Genomic DNA, 15,768 nt, shown 5'->3' on the forward strand with positions numbered 1-15,768 from the left:
GTGTCCTTGGCCGGGGCATTGCCGACTGCGAACGGAGGGTGGCGGTGGGTGACGCGGGGGTGCGGTGGGTGAGGGCCGGGGCGCGGGCTGATTCCGTGCCGGGGAGGTCCGCGGCTCGGCTTCCGGGCCGGGGGTTCGCGGCTCGGCCGCCCTGCCGGGAGGGTCGCTGCTCGGCCGCCCTGCCGGGAGGTTCGCTGCTCGGCCTCTGTGCCAGGGACGTGCCACGCGGCTCGCTGCTCGGCCTCTGTGCCAGGGACGTGCCACGCGGCTCGCTGCTCGGCCTCTGTGCCAGGGACGTGCCACGCGGCTCGGCTTCCGTGCCAGGAGGTGGCGCGCGGCTCGGCTTCCGGGCCGGGGAGGTGCGCAGCCGGCTGGTTGTGCTCGCGCTGCGGCACCGCCAGCGCCCCGTGGGTGAACGGGGAAGCGGGCGGGCCCCGTCGGGGACCGCCCGCTTCCTGTGTTCACGTGGTCGGCCGCCCCGGAGGGTGTACCTGTTGCGTCCTACTCGGTCTTGACCTTGATGGAGCCGTCGACGATGCCTTGCTTGGCCTTGTCCACGGCCTCCTTGAGGCCGGCGATCTTGGCGGACTCGGGGTTGCTCTCGGACAGGCCCACACCGTTCACCTTGAGGTCGAAGGTCTGGGTGCCGGTGAGGGGCTTGTCGTCGTGGACCGACTTGGCCAGTGCGTACACCGCGCCACCGACGTCCTTGAGGGCGGACGTGAGGATGTAGTTCTTGTACTGGGCGAGGGCGGCCTGCTTGTACTGGTCGGAGTCGACGCCGATCGCCCAGACCTTCGCCTTGGCGGCGGCCTCGATCACGCCCTGGCCGGACAGGCCGGCCGCCTGGTAGACGACGTCGGCCTTCTTCTCGATCTGGCCCTCGGCGGCGGCCTTGCCCTTGTCCGGGCTGGAGAAACCGCCCTCCTCGGCCGTCTGGGTCAGGTACTGCGAGATCACCTTCACCTTGGGGTTGGTGTCCTGCACGCCCTGCTTGTAGCCGGCCTCGAACTTGTGGATCAGGGGGATGTCGACACCGCCCACGAAGCCGACGGTGTTCGTCTTGGTGGCCTTGGCGGCGGCGACGCCGGCGAGGTACGAGGCCTGCTCCTCGGCGAAGACGAGGGAGGCGACGTTCTTGCCCTCGACCACGGAGTCGACGATGCCGAAGGTCGTGTCGGGGTACTTCGCGGCCACGGCCTTCATCGCCGGGCCGTAGGCGAACCCGACGCCGATGACCGGGTTGTAGCCCTGCTTCGCCAGCGAGGCCAGGCGCTGTTCCTTGTCGGCGTCGGTCTCGCCCTCGGTGGGCTCGATGTCGGCGGTCTTGTAGCCGAACTCGTCCTTGGCCTTCGTGAGGCCGGCGTAGGCGGCGTCGTTGAAGGACTGGTCACCCTTGCCGCCGATGTCGTAGGCGATGGCGAGGCCCATGTCCTCCTTGCCGCCGCTGCCACCGTTCTCACTGCTGGTGCCGCCGCAGGCCGTGGCGGCGAGTGCGAGCGACGCGACCCCCACCGCGACGCGGGTCAGTTTGGATATCCGACGCATCTGAAGTTCCCCATTCTCCAAAGCCCCGCAGCGGGTGCTCAGTGCGGCGCACATTAACGCGCGTAGACACTCCTGGGAACGGGGTTCCGCGGGGCCGTTATCCATTCGTGCCGATGGCCGGTTACGTGCTTGTGAACCACACGGAGGAAAGGTGTGGTCGGGACATGGTGCGCACGCCTGGTCGGCACGGGCACCACGTTGCCTCCGGCCCGCCCCGGCCGCAACCGGAGGGGGCGGATGCCTGAAGGGGGGCGGATGCAGTGGCGGACAGGGGCCGGGGTTGATCGGGCGGCGGACCGGACACGGTGGTGGGCAGAGGCCGGGAGCCGAAGTGGCCTCGGGGTCCTCGTCGATGAGCCGCGCGACCATCACCAGGTTCTTGGCGACGTCGTCCGCGAGCGTGTCACCGGGCCCGGCGCGGCGGCGGCTGCCCAAGGACCCGCACGGCGGCGGCTACGGCACCATGCTGCCGCAGCGGCTGCGGAACCGCATGCGGCAGCGGCTGGGGAAGCGCGTGCGGCTGTGGCTGCCGGGTCGGGTGAGGGAGCAGCTGTCGCTGTACCGCAGCCGTTACCGGACCGCGTGCAGCAACGCCGCCGCCGTGAACAGTTCCACGCCGACGGTGATCGCCGACTCGTCGACGTCGAAGTCGCCCTGGTGCAGGTCCCGGACGATCCGTTCGCCGGGGGTGCGGACGCCGAGTCGGGCCATGGCGCCGGGCACGTGCTCCAGGTACCAGGAGAAGTCCTCGCCGCCGAGGCTCTGTTCCGTGCTTTCGACGGACTCGACGCCCCGGCGGGCGATCATGGCGTCGCGCAGCAGCTCGGTGACGCCCGGCTCGTTCACGACGGGCGGCACGCCGCGCACGTAGTTGATCTCCGACTTGGCGCGGTGCAGGTTGGCGATCTCGTCGATCGCCGCGACCACGACGTCGGGAGCCTGGCGCCACGCGTCGAGGTCGAGGCAGCGCACCGTGCCCGAGAGCTCGGCGTGCTGCGGGATGACGTTCGGGGCGTGCCCCGACTCGACCCGGCCCCAGGTCACGGCGAGTCCGCTGCGGCTGTCGAAGCGCCGGGCCACCAGCGCGGGTACGTCGGTGACGACGCGTGCGGCGGCGGTGACCAGGTCGGTGGTCAGATGGGGACGGGCGGTGTGGCCGCCGGGTCCGTCCAGGGCGATCTCCAGGCGGTCGCAGGCGGAGGTGATGGGGCCCTCGCGCAGCCCGATCCTGCCCGCGTCCACCCGGGGGTCGCAGTGCAGGGCGATGATCGCGCCGACCCCGTCCAGCGCGCCGCACGCGATGGCGTCGGCGGCGCCGCCGGGCAGCACCTCCTCGGCGGGCTGGAAGATCAGCCGTACGGGGCGGGGCAGCCGGCCCTGCCGGTGCAGTTCCGCGAGGAGCAGTCCGGCGCCCAGGACGACGGTGGTGTGCACGTCGTGGCCGCAGGCGTGGGCGCGGTCGGGCACGGTGGACCGGTAGGGGCACTCGGTCTTCATGTCCGGGATGGGCAGGCCGTCGATGTCGGCCCGCATGGCGAGCACGGCCGGCTCGCCGTCCACGCGGCCGTCCGGTACGCCGATGTCACAGACGAGTCCGGTTCCCACGGGGAGCACGCGGGGCTTCAGGCCCGCCTTCTCGAGGCGTTCCTTGATCGCGGCTGTCGTGCGGAACTCCTGGTTGCCGAGCTCTGGGTGCATGTGCAGATCGCGGCGGAACGCGATGAGCTCGGCGCGCAGCGCATCGGGCAGCGCGCCGGGAAGCACGGCTCCCTGGGGCAGATCGACCTCGGACTCCAGTGACATCAGTTGCTTCACCCTTTGAAGGGTAGGGCGCCGGGGCGGCCGGCTGACCGGCGATCAACAAAATTTCAGCCCCTCAGGGGAAGAAAAGCTGACCGCGCGACGCATGCCTATCGACTGAGATGGGTAAACTCGCCCGCCTTTACGGACGAGCGGGCGGCCGCCTGCCGTCGAATGTGAGATCGGCCACACCGGGCGTCCGGCCCGGTATCCATCCCTCCTTCCACGCATACCACGCCCCGCGCGGGGCAGGCTCGTTTGTTCACCTGGCGGACGGTGCGGACGCCCACCGTGCGGCGCTGCGGCTGGTGCCCCGCCGCCAGGGAGCGCCGGTGCCCGCCGATACCCCGGACTTCCTTCACGCGACCCGGACCTGGTACGACGCCGTGGCCGAGGCGTACACCGAACGTTTTCCCGACCGTCCACTCGACAGTCCCGTCGGCAGACCTCTGCAAGGCGCCCTGCGCACGGCCTTCGCCGGTCTGGCCCGCATCACGCGGTCCCGCCGCGCCCGTCCGCGCCTCGTCGGCCGTGTGGCCCTTACACCGCGGTCGCGGGTTCCGTGGTCACCGCTGTCAGGCGGTGCACGTCCCGGGCCGCGCCCGTGACCCCGGACAGGAATCCCTGGGCCCGCGGTGAGGCGTTCTCCGTCAGCCACTCGGGGTCGATGTCGCACACCGCGACCCGTACCTCCGTGCCGGACAGCGCGAGCGGCAGCGTGTGGACGACCGTCGACGGAAAACTGAGCACCGTTCGGCCGATCGGGCCACGGCGGGCTATCAGTTCCAGGGGGAGGTCGGGACGGACGATCTCCAGGCCGGTCTCGACGGCGAGGCGGTGGAGTTTCTCCGTGCTCTCGCGGCGGTGGGCGAAGTAGCGGGTGGCGCCGTGGGTCCTGGCCAGGGCGCGGACGGCATCCAGGTACCGGTCGCCGTCCACGACACCCGTCTCCACCAGGGACGTGCCGACCATGTCGGCGCCCTTGGTGATGCGGGGCGGGCCGAAGCGGGCGCGGGTCCAGGCGAAGGTGTTCGCGGACACCGTGACGCCCTCGGGCATGTCCTCCATCGGCATGGAGGAGAAGATCTGCACCCGCCGCCGGTCACCGGGCGTCAGGCGGCGCCGGGCCGAGGAGGACACCGGCGCGAAGAGCAGGTCACGCGGGCCCGGGCGGCCGCCCTTGCGGTGCCAGCGCACCAGGCGCTCGCCCCGGGCCAGTTGGCCGACGAACTCCATCGTCGCCGTACCGTCGTCGACGACGACCACGTCGCGGGCCCGCGTGATGGTCAGCAGCAGCTGCACGTAGCGCGAGAAGGGGTCCCCCAAGACCACCCGCCGCGCCCGGCGCAGCAGGCCGGCGAGTCCGCCGATGGTGTGGAACGGCGCCGCCGCACCGCCCCGCGCCTCCTCCCAGCGGACCTGGTAGCCCTCTTCGCGGGCCAGCTCGGACATGCGCCGCAGCTGGCCGCGCGTCATCGGGTCGATCGGGGACAGCACCACCAGGGTGAGCCCCGTTCCGGGCGGGGTGTCCGCCCCGCCCGGTTCCCCGTCACGGGACGGCGCACGTCCGCTGCCGGGCCGCCCGCCGCCGGGCGCGTGCTCGTGCGCCCACTCCAGCACGTTCAGCAGCTGTACCGGACTCTCGACGAACGCGAGAGTGTGGGGGCCGGCATTCCCGGCGCGGGGGCTCATCGGCGTACGACCGTCCCGTCGGAAGGGGCTAGGGAGTCGGGGTGGTTCAGACGGTCACCGGCTCGCCCGCCGCCGTGGCGATCTCCGCCTCGGCGACCACGCCGGTGACACGGCGCAGCTTCTTCATCGGGCCGAGCTCGGACTCGTAGACCTTCTTCACGCCGTCACCGAGGGAGGCCTCGATGGTGCGGATGTCGCGGACCAGGCGCGTCAGACCCTGCGGCTCGACGGACGCGGCCTGGTCAGAGCCCCACATGGCGCGGTCGAGGGTGATGTGGCGCTCGACGAAGACGGCGCCGAGGGCGACGGCGGCCAGGGTGGTCTGCAGGCCGGTCTCGTGGCCGGAGTAGCCGATCGGGACGTTCGGGTACTCCTTCTCCAGCGTGTTGATCACGCGGAGGTTCAGCTCCTCGGCCTTCGCCGGGTAGGTGGAGGTGGCGTGGCAGAGGAGGATGTTCTCCGAGCCGAGGACCTCGACGGCGTGGCGGATCTGCTTCGGCGTCGACATGCCGGTGGAGAGGATGATCGTGCGGCCGGTGGCGCGCAGGGCCCGCAGCAGCTCGTCGTCGGTCAGGGAGGCGGAGGCCACCTTGTGGGCGGGGACGTCGAACTTCTCCAGGAAGGCGACGGCCTCGGTGTCCCACGGGGAGGCGAACCAGTCGATGTTCTTGGTCTTGCAGTACTCGTCGATCTGGCGGTACTCGTCCTCACCGAACTCCACGCGGTGGCGGTAGTCGATGTACGTCATCCGGCCCCAGGGCGTGTCGCGCTCGATGTCCCACTGGTCGCGCGGAGTGCAGATCTCCGGCGTGCGCTTCTGGAACTTGACCGCGTCGCAGCCGGCCTCGGCGGCGGCGTCGATCAGCTTGAAGGCGTTCTCGATGTCGCCGTTGTGGTTGATGCCGATCTCGCCGGTGACGTAGACGGGGCGGCCGGGGCCGACCTCGCGGGTACCGAGCTGACGGATGCGGGAGTTGGTGCTCATGGCAGGAGGTGTCCTTACTTGGTGAGGGGGTCGAGAGAGTCGAGCGAGGGTCCGAGAATCCAGCCGGCGATCTCTCGGATCGCGCCGTCGCCACCGGGGACGGTGGTGACCGCGCGTGCGGCGCCGCGTACGACGTCGTGGGCGCTCGCGACCGCCACGGGCCAGCCGACGAGGGCGAAGCACGGGAGGTCGTTGACGTCGTTGCCGACGTAGAGCACGCGCTCCGGCGCGATGCCCTGCTCCTCGCACCACTGCTTCAGCGCGAGGTCTTTCCGGTCGACGCCGTGCAGCACCGGGAGCTTGAGCTTCCGGGCCCGGGCGGCGACGACCGGGTTCACTTCCGTGGACAGGATCAGCATCTTCAGCCCCGACGTGCGCAGGGCCGCGATGCCGAGGCCGTCCCCGCGGTGCACGGAGACGAACTCCCGTCCATCGGCGTCGATCAGCACCCGGTCGTCGGTCTGGGTGCCGTCGAAGTCCAGTACGACCGCGTCGATGTCGTCGGCGGTCGGCAGCGAACCGGGCCGGTCCGCGTCGAAGAGGGGTGCGAGGGCCCGGGCCCGGGCGAGGTCGTGCGGGTCGTCGACCTCCAGCACGCGCGCGGGGTCGGTGCGCACGAGCTCGGTGCGGCCGAAGAAGCGGTGCTGGTGCTTGCGGAAGCCGGGCGCGTCCATCGCGTAGGCGGCGCCGGTCTCCAGGAAGTCCTGGGGGCGGTCCTGGCGGCGCGGGCGGTAGGACTTGTCGTGGTTGACGCCGTAGCCGCCCTCCGGCCGGGCGCCGGGCGAGGCCGCCGGGGTTGCGTCGGCCTCCTGCGCCCCGTCGACGGCTCGGGCCTCGTCGTCGGCGTTGCGCCAGACGAAGCCGTGGAACGGCGCCACGGTCACGGCGGTGTCGGCGCCGTTCTCGGCGACGGCCGCGGCGACCCCGTCGACGTCCTCCCGGACCAGGAAGGGGCTGGTGCACTGCACGAGCAGCACCACGTCCACCGGCGCGCCGTGCAGCGCCTCGTGGGCGTCCAGGGCGTGCAGCACGGCCGCCTCGGAGGTGGCGGTGTCGCCTGCGATGGCGGCGGGCCGCAGCACGACCTCGGCGCCGGCCTGCCGGGCGGCGGCCGCGATGGCCTGGTCGTCGGTGGAGACGACGACGTCCGTGACGAGCCGGGCGGCCCGGCACTCGCGCACCGCGCGCGCCACCAGGGGCACTCCGCCGACGGACGCGAGGTTCTTGGCGGGCACGCCCTTGGAGCCGCCGCGCGCGGGGATCACCGCGAGCACCCGGCGCACCGTCGCGCCGTGGCCCGCTTCCGGGTGGGACGCTTCCGCGTGGGACATGGGATCTACTCCTTGGGCAGGTGTGGGCCGGCGGCGGGCAGGGGCGGCGGTCACAGCTCGCCCATCCGCCGGATCACCGGCGCCACCCGCTGCACGCCGTGCCGGTAGGCGCCGCGCGCCGCCCGGCGCACGATCTGCCGGACCGGTCCGGGCTCCTTGTCGGCGGCGGGTGCGCCGGGCAGCGGCGTGCCGTCCGGGCCGAGGTGGTGGCGGGCGAGGATGCCGGGCAGGTAGCCGGGCGCGGTGCCGGGTGTGTAGTACGGGGTCAGCGGGGGCAGGCCGCCGGGCCGCCGGAGCAGCTTGCCGATGCGTTCGCGGGCCGCGTCGAAGGCGGTCGCGTACGAACCGTCCGCGGCGACGCCCTGCCGCGACACCCACTCCTCGTCGGGCACCGGCCGGTGGCCGGCGTCGAGCTGGTCCCAGGAGGCGAGGCAGCCGGAGCCGACGAAGTGGTGGTTGCCGAGCGCCTCGCGGATGCCGAGGTCGGTGAGGACGACGGTGGGGACGCGGCGGTGCAGGGCCTCCAGCGCGGCCGTGGAGCTGACCGTCACCAGCAGGTCGGTGCGGTCGAGGACCTCGCCCATGTGCCCGTACACCAGGCGGAAGTTGGACGGCAGGTCCAACTTCTGCGCCAGCTTCTGGTAGGGCAGCTCCTCGATGTGGGTGGTGTGTTCGCCGGGCTTGGAGCGCAGCTTGAGCAGCACCTCGCGCTCGGGGTGCCTGCGGGCGTGCTGCACGAGCCGGTTCAGCAGGTACGCACGGTCCCTGCGGTTCTCCGGGACGGAGGGCTGGGCGGCGAAGACCACCGTGTAGGGGTCGTGTTCGCCGGTGTAGGGGGCGCCGCCCAGGAACGGCAGCGCCACCTCGGTCACCGCCGAGGCGTCGGCGCCGACCCCCTCGTACACGGCGCGGAAACGCTCCGCGTCCTGGCGGGAGTTGGCGAGGACGAGGTCGGCGCCGTGCCGCAGCAGCAGGCCGTCGGCGAGCTTCTCGTAGACGACACCGACGTAGCCGGTGACGACGACGGGACGCTCGCTTTGGTCCTCCCAGACCCGCTTGAGGCCGTGCAGCATCGCCTGCACTCCGCCGCCGACCAGGGCGAGGACCAGGATGTCGTACGTCTCCTGCGCCATGGTCCGCAGGAACTCGACGGCGGTCACCTCGCGGAGCGAGTCCGCCTGGACGCCGACTTCCTGGAGCTGACGGGGGGTGGGGGTCGCGCGGCCGCGCAGCAGATAGCCGTCCAGGTGGATGCCCGAATGTTCCGGGGCAATGCGGTTCGCGGTGAGCGCGCCCCATTTCCACCGGGTGTCGGAATCCGCGAGAACGGCGACTCGCAGGGCCTTCGTTGCACTTGCTGGCACGTCGAAGACGCTAGGAAGCCATTTCTAGGTTCCGCCCAACCCGAATGCAACAAACGGTTAACAGCACACCGCCGAACGGCGAATCCGGCCGTGTGACGTCCGAAAAGGCTTTCACTTCACGGCATCGCCACGCGGCGTTCACCGCGGCTCAAACCACAGGTAAAGACGCGGGCCGGGCCGCCGCCTAACGTCGTTGACGTGCTCAAGCTCTCCGTCATCGTGCCGTTCTACAACGTGCAGCAATACGTCCCCGACACCCTGAGGAGTCTGCGTGCGAACGCGCGTGACGACTTTGAATTCATTCTCGTCGACGACTGCTCGACCGACGGGACACCGGACATTCTCGCGCGCGCGGAGCGTGAGCTGCCCGGCGCGGTGCTGGTCAGACACGAGCAGAACGGCGGTCTGGCGACCGCGCGCAACACCGGCATCGACCGGGCGCGCGGCGAGTACCTGACGTTCCTGGACGGCGACGACTGGCTCGCCCCCGGCTACTACCCGAAGCTGGTCGACACGATAGAGCGGCTGGGCTGCGACTTCGTGCGCGTCGACCATGTGCAGTGCACCGCACGGGCCCGCTCGGTGCACCGGGTGCCGCACGGCCGCCGGGGCACCGTGCTGAACCCGCGCGAGGCGATCCTGCCCGCCCACCGCTCGACGTCCGTCGACTACGCCTACGCCTGGGCCGGCATCTACCACCGCCGGCTGGTCGACCGCGGCCTGCTGCACTTCACCGACGGGCTGCGCACCGCCGAAGACCGGCCGTGGATCTGGAAACTGCACCGTGAGGCGGAGTCCTTCGCGGTGTCCGGGCTGCTCGGTGTGTTCTACCGGCGCGGGGTGGCCTCGTCGCTGACGCAGATCGGCGACGCCCGGCAACTCGATTTCATCCGCGCGTTCGACCAGGTCGTGAGGGAAACGGCCGAGGACGCGGATGCCAAGAATCTGCTGCCGAAGGCCGTGCGCACCTATTGCGCCATCATTTCGCACCACCTTGGATCCATCGAAAGGTTCGAGCCTCCCGTGGCCCGGAAACTGAAGCAGATGAGCGCCGCCGCGCTGCGGCGCATGCCGCAGGACGCGCTCGACGAGGTCCTCGGCTCGATGGACACCGAACGCGCCACGCGTCTGCGCCGGCTGCGGCGCCGTCCGGTGCCGGCCGCGGAGGTGGCGGCGTGACCACCCAGATCTTCATGGCGTCCACGCTGTACGGCACGGCCACGCTGGCCGCCGCCCTGGACGCCGGCTGCTTCGACGCGGCCGACCGGCGGATCCTGCTGGTCTCCAACAACGCGGCGACCCCCGAGACCGCGCCCTCCGTGGACCGGATGCCCGGATTCGAGCGGCTGCGGGGCCGGTTCGACGACGTGGTCTCGTGGAACGAGGCCATCTCCCCCTTCCACCCGGGCGGTTGGGCGCCCCGCACGGACGACGTGCCCCTGTGGGAGCGTTACCTGCGGCTGGCCTGGGGCCTCGGTGACGACGACCTGGCGCTAGCGGTCGAGTCCATCCAGGTCAACCCGGCGCTCGGCGTGGCGCAGATCTTCGCCGACGCGCCCGTCACCGTGTACGCCGACGGCCTGATGAGCTACGGCCCCACCCGCAACAAGATCGACCCGCTGGTCGGCACGCGCGTGGAACGGCTGCTGCACCTGGACCTGGTGCCGGGGCTCAGGCCGCTGCTGCTCACCGAGTTCGGCGTGGAGCCCGAGGTCGTGCCCACGGCGGCCTTCACCAAGGTTCTCGCGGAACTCGTCGACACCGGCGCCGAGTTGCCCGAGGTGGAAGAGCCCGCGCTGCTGCTCGGGCAGTACCTGTCGGCCCTGAACATCCTCTCCGCCGAGCAGGAGGAGAAGCTGCACGTACGGATGCTGAAGGGCGCCGTCGACCTCGGGCACACCCGGGTCGTGTTCAAGCCGCACCCCTCGGCCCCGGCCCGCTTCACCCGCGTCCTGGAGACGGAGGCCGAGCAGCTCGGCGTCGACCTCACCGTGCTGGACACGCCGGTGCTGGCGGAGGTGCTGTACCAGCGGATGCGTCCGGCGCTGGTCGTGGGCTGCTTCTCCACGGGCCTGCTCACCGCGTCCGCGCTGTACGGCCTGCCGGTCGCCCGGACCGGCACGGACACCCTGCTGGAGCGGCTGACGCCGTACGAGAACAGCAACCGGGTGCCCGTCACGATCGTCGACGCGCTGCTGCCCGAACTGACCGACCGCGCCGCCGTCCACGAGCAGCGCGCCTCGATGGACGCCGAGGCGCTCGGCGACCTCGTACGGGCCGTCGGATTCGCGATGCAGCCGAAGATCCTGCCGCAGCTGCGTCCGGAGGCCGAGCGGTATCTGGCGCGCCATCTCGATGCGCGCACCTGGCGGTACTTCAAGAAGAAGCGCCTCACCTCGCTGGGCCTGCCCGGCGGGGTGCCCGCCCAGTTGTCGTTCCTGCCGCGCAACGCGACCGTACGGCGGTTCGCGCGCAAGGCGCGCAGCCTGAAGCGGGTGGTACGCCGCTGAGGGCGGCGGGCGCGGCGAAGGGACAGAGGGAGGACGGCATTCCGACGCGGGGCGTTCGGCCGGGGTTCACGGAACCTCCATAGCGTCCTCCAATGCTTCGAGCAGCGTTCTCCCGAGTACCGTCCGGCCGCACACCGCTCGACTCCGCGGGCGGACCGAGATGACCCAGCAGGACATCCGCCGGCCCGCTCCCGCCCCGGCTCCGGTCCGGCTCGCGCCGCCGGAGCCGAGGCCGCTGATCTCGTACGTGCTGCCGGTCTACAACGAGCAGGACGGCATCGCCGCCTTCCACGCCGAGCTGACCGCCGCGCTCGCCGGGCGCCCGGAGTTCGACTACGAGCTGGTGTACGTCAACGACGGCTCCTGCGACGGGTCGCTGGCGATCCTCAGGGACGTCGCGGAACGGGACCGGCGGGTCCGCGTCGTCGACTTCGCCCGCAACTTCGGCCACCAGCTCGCCATCACCGCGGGCCTCGACCTCGCCACCGGCGACGCGGTGATCGTCATGGACACCGACCTCCAGGACCCGCCGCGCGTCAGCCTGGAGCTGATCGACGCCTGGCGGGCCGGCGCCGAGATCGTGCACGCCCGGCGGCGCACCCGGCAGGACTCCGCGTTCAAACGCGCCACCGCGCACCTGTACTACCGCGCCCTGCGCTCCGCCGCCGAGGTCGACATCCCCCTGGACACGGGGGACTTCCGGCTCCTGGACCGGCGGGTCGCCGACGAGCTGCGCAGGTACCGCGAGCGCAGCCGCTTCGTGCGCGGCATCGTCGCCTCGATGGGCTTCCGCCAGACCGAGGTGGCCTTCGACCGCGACGAACGGTTCACGGGCGAGACCAAGTACCCGCTGCGCAAGATGGCCCGCCTCGCGGTCGACGGGGTGACCGGCTTCTCCACGGTGCCGCTGCGGCTGATCACCCGGCTCGGCTTCGTGGTGCTGCTGCTGTCCCTGCTCGGCATCGCCTACGCGCTGTTCATGAAGTTTTTCCGGCCCGAGATCACCGTTTCCGGCTGGACGATGCTGATGGTCGTGGTGCTGTTCCTGGGCGGCACCCAGATGCTGTCGCTCGGGGTGATCGGCGCGTACGTGGGGCGCATCCACCGCGAGGCACAGGGGCGGCCGCTGTACCTGGTGCGCGAGGTGATCGGCGCGGACCGGGGGGACGCGTCCCGTGACGACGACTGAGCATCCGGCCGGGGCGGTCCCCTCGCGGACGGTGCGCCAGCTGGCCCGTTACACCCTGATCGGCGGCAGCGGTGTGGCGCTGGATCTCCTGGTCTTCCTGTTCCTGCACAACGCGGCGGGGCTGCACGAGCAGCTCGCCAACGTCATCGGCACCACCCTCGGCACCACCAACAACTTCGTGCTCAACGCGCTGTTCACCTTCGACCGGCGGGACCGGATCGTCGTGCGGCTCCTGCGTTTCCACGCCGTCGGGCTGACCGGACTCGCCCTGACTTTCCTGCTGTTCCTCGTCTTCACCGACGCGCTGGGGATCGACGCCGACCTCGTCAAGGCGGCCTCGCTGCCGCCGGTCCTGGCGCTGCAGTTCGCGCTCAACAGAAAGTGGAGTTTCGGATGAACCTCGGCATCGTCGGCGCGGGTGCCACGGGCCTGACCGCCGCCTGGGACGCCGTACGCGCCGGCCACCAGGTCACCGTCCTGGAGGCGGCACGCGAACTGGGCGGTCTCGCCGCATCACTGGAGGTGGGGGGCGTACCGCTGGAGCGCTACTACCACCACGTCTTCCGCAGCGACCGGGACATGATCGCGCTGATCGAGGAGCTGGGGCTCGGGCACGCGCTGCGGTTCCACCGGCCGACGACGGGCATCTTCCGCGGCGGCAGACTGATCGACTTCACCACGCCGGCGGACATGCTGCGCTTCCCTGAGTTCTCGCCGCTGGACGCGGTGCGGTTCGCGGGGTCGTCGGCGGTGCTCAAGGCGGTGCGGAACGGGGAGCGGTTCAGCGACCGTACGGCGCTGGCGTGGCTGCGCCGCTGGGCAGGCCGGAGGGCGACGGCGGCGATCTGGGAGCCGCTGCTGCGCGGCAAGTTCGGCGAGCGGGCCGAGCAGGTGTCGATGGCGTGGCTGTGGGCGCGGATCCACTGCCGTACGTTCGAACTGGGTTATGTGGACGGTGGGTTCGAGCGGGTGTACGCGGCGCTGCGGGACGGTGTGCAGGAGCGCGGCGGCAAGGTGGAGTTCGGCAAGGCGGTGGAGTCCGTCCGGCAGGACGGCACCGTCCTGGTGCGGTGCGCCGACGGTTCGTCCTACGCGTTCGACCGGCTGATCGTCACCACCCCGCAGCCGGTCTTCGCGCGGGCCGCCGGGCTGCCCGCCGACGACACGGTGTGGAAGAACCAGTACCTGGGGGCCACCTGCTTCGTACTGGAGCTGGACCGCAGTGTGATCCCGTACTACTGGCTCAACATCAACGAGCCGGACTTCCCGTTCCTGGCGGTGGTCGAGCACACCCGCATGATCGACCCGTCCGTGTACGGCGGCCGGCACATCCTCTACGTGGGCAACTACGTGGAGCGCGACGACTGGCGGTTCACGACGGAGCCCGCCGAGCTGCTGACGGCGTTCCTGCCGTATCTGCGGCGGATCAACCCGGCCTTCGACGAGTCCTGGATCGACAACTGGCACTTCTCGAAGGCCGGGTTCGCCCAGCCGGTGGTGACGCCCGGCTACCGCTCGCTGATCCCCGGCCACGAGACGCCGATGAGCCGGGTCACGCTGGCGACGATGGCGCAGATCTATCCGCAGGACCGGGGCCAGAACTACGCCGTGGCGCTGGCACGCGAGGTCACCGCATCGCTCGGGCTGCGCGGCTGACGCACAGGACCGTCTTCCACCCGGCGCTCGCGGCCGGGCAGTCGTACACCGCCGTGATCCTCCGCCACAGCGCCGGGTCGACCCTGCCCGGTCGGAACCAGGCCCGGTCCAGGATCGCGTACGGGGCCGGGTCGTGGTCGACGCAGTCGGCGTTCTCCCGGAAGGACGGCAGCCCGGCGACGTCCGGGAGGAAGCGGCTGCGCTGGAGGAACGTGGCGATCGGGTAGCGGCAGCGCGCCGGGTGGCCGACGTAGTACGTCGTGTCGCCGAAGGCGAGGTAGAGGACCGGCGCGCCGTCGGGCATCCTCGCCCGCAGCCGCTCGGCGTCCTCCTGGGTGCGGCGCATGCCGTCCAGGTAGCCGGCGCCGGTCATCGTGACCGTGCCGCGCTGCACCAGATGCGGGGAGCCGGGCCACATGCCGCCGGACAGGCACACCACCCCCGCCAGGGCGATCAGCGTGGCCGGCCACGCCCGGCGCGGGCCGCGCGGCGGACGGGTCTCGGTCAGGGCGTCCACGAGCGCCGCGAACGTCACCACGGCCCCCGTCGCCCAGACCAGGCCCGGCCGCTGGACGTCCCCCGGCGCTCGGGCGTACAGCACCGGCAGCACACCGCACAGCGCCGAGGCCGTCCCGAAGCACCACGGCGGTCGGCGGCGCGCGCCGCCGACCGCGAGCCCCCACACGGCGGCGGCGAGCACCGGCAGCTGGGCTCCGTGATACAGGAACCAGTTGCCCTGGACGATCACGACGGCCAGCGCGCCGAGCCCCACGGCCGCCGCGACGAACAGCAGTTCGGCGCGCCTCGCCCACCCCCGCACGCGGGCGACCACCAGCAGCAGCGCGCCCGGCAGGAGCAGCAGCACCGCACTGAGCACGGCCCGGTCGGCCAGGAAGTCCACGGAGCGGTCGAGGGCGGCCGGCACGTCCAGCCCGGTGCGGCCGAGCGCCGACTGGTTGATCCGCGGCATGTCCTCGGTCCACTGCCACTCGTGGGACCCGGCCAGCACGCTCAGCCCGAACAGGGCCACCGCCCCGAGAACCGCCGGCAGCGCGAGCCGTACGGCGCGGCCCCGGTCGACGGCGTACACGAACAGCACACCGATCACGGCCGTGGCCGCGGTGGAGTACTTCATCATCACCGCGAACGCCAGCGGCAGCGCGCCGAGCAGGGCCGCCGGCCACGGCCGGGACACGCCGAGCGCCGCAGCCACACCGAGCACCGTCAGCAGCACCGCCGCCCACTCCGGCTGGAGGAAGTCGGTGCGCGGGGCCAGGGCGAGCGCGAGTCCGACCGCGCCCGCCGTGAGGGCAGCCTCCCGGCCGGTGGTCCGGCGCAGCAGGGCGGCGTACAGCGCGTAGGCCGCGGCGGCGGCGAGCAGCGCGCCCGCCGCCTCCAGCACCGTCTCCCGTACGACGGTCCCGCCGAAGGACAGCGCGTCCAGACCGGCCAGGAACCACCGGTAGAAGAACGGGCGGTGGGTGAAGACCTCCGACGGCGAGTACCCGGCGGCCCCGCCCGTGCGCAGGGCGCCGAGGACGTAGTGCAGGTCCCCGGTCAGCCGCCGGGTGAGCACGGCGTACGCCACGGCCGCCGCCGCGGGCAGGGCGACAACCGGCCACCACAGCGGTGACCGGCGTCCGCCCGTGCGGGGCCGAGCGGCGGGCGGTCCGTCGGCGCGGAGGGCGGCCAT

The 15,768-nt window shown here is 72.0% G+C and carries 12 protein-coding genes; 5 read left to right on the forward strand and 7 right to left on the reverse strand.

Annotation, left to right across the window (positions count from 1 at the left end; genetic code table 11):
* Positions 1–501: 501 nt before the first annotated feature.
* The 6 genes from ACFPZJ_RS17050 to ACFPZJ_RS17075 form a co-directional block, all read right to left on the reverse strand.
* Positions 502–1,548, reverse strand: a complete 1,047-nt coding sequence (locus tag ACFPZJ_RS17050; RefSeq protein ID WP_381021978.1) for a BMP family lipoprotein — start codon at positions 1,546–1,548, stop codon at positions 502–504.
* A 570-nt stretch (positions 1,549–2,118) separates the two neighbouring features.
* Complete coding sequence (locus tag ACFPZJ_RS17055) at positions 2,119–3,351, reverse strand: amidohydrolase (RefSeq protein ID WP_381022155.1); 1,233 nt, start codon at positions 3,349–3,351, stop codon at positions 2,119–2,121.
* A gap of 537 nt (positions 3,352–3,888) precedes the next feature.
* Positions 3,889–5,040 carry a hypothetical protein gene (locus ACFPZJ_RS17060; protein ID WP_381021980.1) on the reverse strand — a complete coding sequence of 384 codons (1,152 nt, stop codon included), beginning with the start codon at positions 5,038–5,040 and terminating at the stop codon, positions 3,889–3,891.
* A 46-nt stretch (positions 5,041–5,086) separates the two neighbouring features.
* The gene (locus ACFPZJ_RS17065) at positions 5,087–6,025 is read right to left on the reverse strand and encodes an N-acetylneuraminate synthase family protein (RefSeq protein ID WP_381021981.1); all 939 of its coding nucleotides are present in this window, start codon (positions 6,023–6,025) and stop codon (positions 5,087–5,089) included.
* A gap of 14 nt (positions 6,026–6,039) precedes the next feature.
* Positions 6,040–7,356, reverse strand: a complete 1,317-nt coding sequence (locus ACFPZJ_RS17070) for a cytidylyltransferase domain-containing protein (protein ID WP_381021982.1) — start codon at positions 7,354–7,356, stop codon at positions 6,040–6,042.
* Positions 7,357–7,406: 50 nt separating this feature from the next.
* Complete coding sequence (locus ACFPZJ_RS17075) at positions 7,407–8,720, reverse strand: DUF6716 putative glycosyltransferase (RefSeq protein ID WP_381021983.1); 1,314 nt, start codon at positions 8,718–8,720, stop codon at positions 7,407–7,409.
* A gap of 198 nt (positions 8,721–8,918) precedes the next feature.
* Here ACFPZJ_RS17075 and ACFPZJ_RS17080 point away from each other — a divergent pair, with 198 nt between their 5' ends.
* From ACFPZJ_RS17080 to ACFPZJ_RS17100, 5 genes are all read left to right on the forward strand, one after another.
* Positions 8,919–9,899, forward strand: a complete 981-nt coding sequence (locus tag ACFPZJ_RS17080; protein ID WP_381021984.1) for a glycosyltransferase family 2 protein — start codon at positions 8,919–8,921, stop codon at positions 9,897–9,899.
* Entirely contained in the window at positions 9,896–11,230 is a 1,335-nt protein-coding gene (locus tag ACFPZJ_RS17085; protein ID WP_381021985.1) for a polysialyltransferase family glycosyltransferase, read from the forward strand. The genes ACFPZJ_RS17080 and ACFPZJ_RS17085 overlap by 4 nt, the downstream gene beginning before the upstream one ends.
* Positions 11,231–11,390: 160 nt before the next feature.
* Positions 11,391–12,419, forward strand: a complete 1,029-nt coding sequence (locus ACFPZJ_RS17090; protein WP_381021986.1) for a glycosyltransferase family 2 protein — start codon at positions 11,391–11,393, stop codon at positions 12,417–12,419.
* A complete protein-coding gene (locus tag ACFPZJ_RS17095) occupies positions 12,406–12,816 on the forward strand; it encodes a GtrA family protein (protein WP_381021987.1) in 411 nt (136 codons plus the stop codon). Before ACFPZJ_RS17090 ends, ACFPZJ_RS17095 begins: the two co-directional genes overlap by 14 nt.
* Positions 12,813–14,075, forward strand: a complete 1,263-nt coding sequence (locus tag ACFPZJ_RS17100) for an NAD(P)/FAD-dependent oxidoreductase (RefSeq protein ID WP_381021988.1) — start codon at positions 12,813–12,815, stop codon at positions 14,073–14,075. Before ACFPZJ_RS17095 ends, ACFPZJ_RS17100 begins: the two co-directional genes overlap by 4 nt.
* Here ACFPZJ_RS17100 and ACFPZJ_RS17105 read toward each other — a convergent pair.
* Positions 14,047–15,768 carry a hypothetical protein gene (locus ACFPZJ_RS17105; RefSeq protein WP_381021989.1) on the reverse strand — a complete coding sequence of 574 codons (1,722 nt, stop codon included), beginning with the start codon at positions 15,766–15,768 and terminating at the stop codon, positions 14,047–14,049. The genes ACFPZJ_RS17100 and ACFPZJ_RS17105 overlap by 29 nt on opposite strands.

The sequence above is a fragment of the Streptomyces bullii genome (assembly GCF_042657145.1).
Lineage (GTDB): Bacteria > Actinomycetota > Actinomycetes > Streptomycetales > Streptomycetaceae > Streptomyces > Streptomyces bullii.

Excerpts from the sequence above, each read along its gene's own strand:
- ACFPZJ_RS17070 (WP_381021982.1), bottom strand. The coding sequence starts at position 7,356 with ATGTCCCACGCGGAAGCGTCCCACCCGGAAGCGGGCCACGGCGCGACG.
- ACFPZJ_RS17050 (WP_381021978.1), bottom strand. The coding sequence starts at position 1,548 with ATGCGTCGGATATCCAAACTGACCCGCGTCGCGGTGGGGGTCGCGTCG.
- ACFPZJ_RS17105 (WP_381021989.1), bottom strand. The coding sequence starts at position 15,768 with ATGGCCGCCCTCCGCGCCGACGGACCGCCCGCCGCTCGGCCCCGCACG.
- ACFPZJ_RS17090 (WP_381021986.1), top strand. The coding sequence starts at position 11,391 with ATGACCCAGCAGGACATCCGCCGGCCCGCTCCCGCCCCGGCTCCGGTC.
- ACFPZJ_RS17065 (WP_381021981.1), bottom strand. The coding sequence starts at position 6,025 with ATGAGCACCAACTCCCGCATCCGTCAGCTCGGTACCCGCGAGGTCGGC.
- ACFPZJ_RS17100 (WP_381021988.1), top strand. The coding sequence starts at position 12,813 with ATGAACCTCGGCATCGTCGGCGCGGGTGCCACGGGCCTGACCGCCGCC.
- ACFPZJ_RS17060 (WP_381021980.1), bottom strand. The coding sequence starts at position 5,040 with ATGAGCCCCCGCGCCGGGAATGCCGGCCCCCACACTCTCGCGTTCGTC.
- ACFPZJ_RS17055 (WP_381022155.1), bottom strand. The coding sequence starts at position 3,351 with ATGTCACTGGAGTCCGAGGTCGATCTGCCCCAGGGAGCCGTGCTTCCC.